General features: G+C 65.7%; 2 protein-coding genes and 1 pseudogene. 1 reads left to right on the forward strand and 2 read right to left on the reverse strand.

The annotated features are described in order from the left end of the window. Positions 1–1011 (forward strand): FAD-dependent oxidoreductase (locus MOV74_RS35945; RefSeq protein ID WP_246931985.1); only part of this gene is annotated, 1011 nt, incomplete at its 5' end. A gap of 186 nt (positions 1012–1197) precedes the next feature. Here the strand turns inward: MOV74_RS35945 and MOV74_RS35950 are convergent. Then, a complete protein-coding gene (locus MOV74_RS35950; RefSeq protein ID WP_246931986.1) occupies positions 1198–1968 on the reverse strand; it encodes a sulfite exporter TauE/SafE family protein in 771 nt (256 codons plus the stop codon). Positions 1969–2023: 55 nt separating this feature from the next. Then, positions 2024–2531: pseudogene (locus MOV74_RS35955) on the reverse strand (phenylalanine--tRNA ligase subunit beta); the annotation flags it as partial.

Here is a 2531-nt window from a genome sequence, read left to right on the forward strand (position 1 = left end):
GAGACCGAGCAGTTCCTGGCGGCGCTGGTTCGTGCCAACCGCGCCATCGACGAGGCCGCGCGTGGCAAGCTGGATACCTCTTGTGCGTCCGTGCTGCCGAAGGATCTCGGCGACTGGGCGGGCGCAGCCGAATTCATGTTGGGCGCGAGCTTTGCAGGCAAGGACCTCAAGGAGCTGTCCGCGATCGACAAGGGACGCGCGCAGGACCGCAACGCGGCGATCGCCTGCCGTCAGGGCCTGGGCACGCTGATCACCAAGCTCGGCGAGCAGGCGCCGGTGGTGCTGTCGACGCCGGCAAGCCGAATCGCCTGGAGCAACCGCGACGTCAGCGTGGAGACGCAAGCCGGCAAGATCGCCGCGCGCGCCGTCATCGTCACGGTCTCGACCAATGTGCTGACATCAGGCGCGATCAAGTTCACGCCCGACATTCCCAAGCGCACATTAGACGCGGCATCGAAGCTCGGTCTCGGCAGCTACGATCGCATCATGCTGCAATTGCCCGGCAATCCGCTCGGCCTGTCGCGCGACGATATCCTCATCGAGCAAAGCAATTCGGCGCGCACGGCGCTCATGTTCGCCAATATCGGCGGCTCCTCGCTCTGCTCCATCGACGTCGGCGGCGCGTTCGGCCGCGATCTCTCGGAACAGGGCGAGAAGGCGATGGTGGCCTTCGCCAGGGAATGGATCACGAAATTGTTCGGCAGCGAGGCCGCGGCCGCCGTGCAGAAGACCACAGCCACGCGCTGGAATGCGTCGCCTTTCGTGATGGGCGCGATGTCTGCGGCCTCCCCCGGCGGTCAGCTCTCGCGAAAAGTCTTGGCGGAGCCGATCGGCAATGTGTTTCTCGCCGGCGAGGCCACCCATGAGACGCTATGGGGCACCGTCGACGGCGCCTGGGAAAGCGGCGAGCGCGCCGCGGACGCAGCGTTGCGCAAGATCGGCGCGTTGAAGGACGATCCGGCCGACGTACCGACGCAATCGACGAAAAAGCGTAGGGCGCCGCGGCAATAGGCCAACTAAGCCGCAGCAAACTCCACTGTCGTCCCGGACAAGCGAAGCGCAGATCCGGGACCCATAACCACAGGGCGTAGTTGGGCGAAGACTCGCCGTTCAGGACCTTTATCGGTACAGACCTGTGTCTACTCGATAGATCACGCGGTATGGGGGTCCCCGCGTTCGCGGGGGCGACGGAGAGAGTTACCGCAACACCCTGTCCAGCACCGGCAGCCCCGCGATCACCGCCATCGCGATCAGCGCGTAGCAGATGCCGCGAAACACCCGCTCGCTCGCGCGTCCGAACAGCGAGGCGCCGAACGCGACACCAATCGCATAGACCGGGCCGACGACCAGCGACAGCAGCAGCGACTCGCGCGAGATCAAGCCCGTCGTCGCGTAACTGATCATCGACAAGAGATCGGACGCGCCGAAGAACAGCACGATATTGGCGCGCGCGACGATCGGTGCGATCGGGCGGCCGAGCCAATAGCCGACGATCGGCGGGCCGCCGGTCTGCGCCAGGCCACTGCAGAAGCCCGAGAGGCCGCCGATGCCGACCGAGAGCCAGGCGTGGTCCTTGCCGCGATAGCGCCAGCCCGACAGCAGAAGCAGCAACAGCGCAGCGACGAAGCAGGAGATGATCCAGCGCGTGGTGACGGGCTCGAGCACGCTGAGGAAATAGGTGCCGACGGGGACGCCGATCAGCGCACCCAGCACGATCACGGCGGTGGCCTTGCGATCCGCCTTCCGCCACGCGTCCGGCAGCAGCGGCGCTGCCGAAACAAAATCGATCACCAGCAGCAACGCGGCAACGAGCCGCGGCGCAGCGATGCTGCTCGCCAGCGGCATGAAGATCAGCGCCGAGCCGAAGCCGGAGAAGCCGCGTGCGGTACCCGAAACGAAAGCGACGGCGCAGAGCGCCATCGCAATGGTGAGGCTGACGTCCTTGGGCAGGAAATCAGCGAGGGTCATGCTCTATGATTCTGGAGCATGATGTTGTCCGAAAACCGCTTCACACTTTTCGGCATCATGCTCGGAGCGTGCCGCCGGTCTTCTTCGTGACCTCCGCCACGATCTTGGCGCCGACAGCTTCGATCTCCTGGTCGGTCAGCGTCTTCTCGCGCGGCTGGAGCATGACTGCGACCGCGATCGACTTCTTGCCGTCGTCGATGCCCTTGCCCTCATAGACGTCGAAGACGCTCACGCCGGTGATCAGCTTCTTGTCGACGCCTTGCGCGGCACGCACGATGTCGCCGGCCTTCACGGTACGATCGACGATGAAGGCGAAGTCGCGCGACACCGGCTGGAACGCCGACAGCTCGATCACGGGCTTGGCGCGGGTCGGCTTTTTCTTGGCCTCGGGGATCCGGTCGAGGATCACCTCGAACACCATCAGCGGGCCGTCGGCGCCGAGCGCCTCGAGCGCGCGCGGGTGCATTTCGCCGAAAGTGCCGAGCACGTTCTGCGGCCCGATCTGGATCGTGCCGGAGCGACCCGGATGGAGCCATGCCGGACCGCCCGCGACGATCTGCAGC

Source organism: Bradyrhizobium sp. SHOUNA76, from assembly GCF_023006445.1.
Classification (GTDB): Bacteria; Pseudomonadota; Alphaproteobacteria; order Rhizobiales; family Xanthobacteraceae; genus Bradyrhizobium.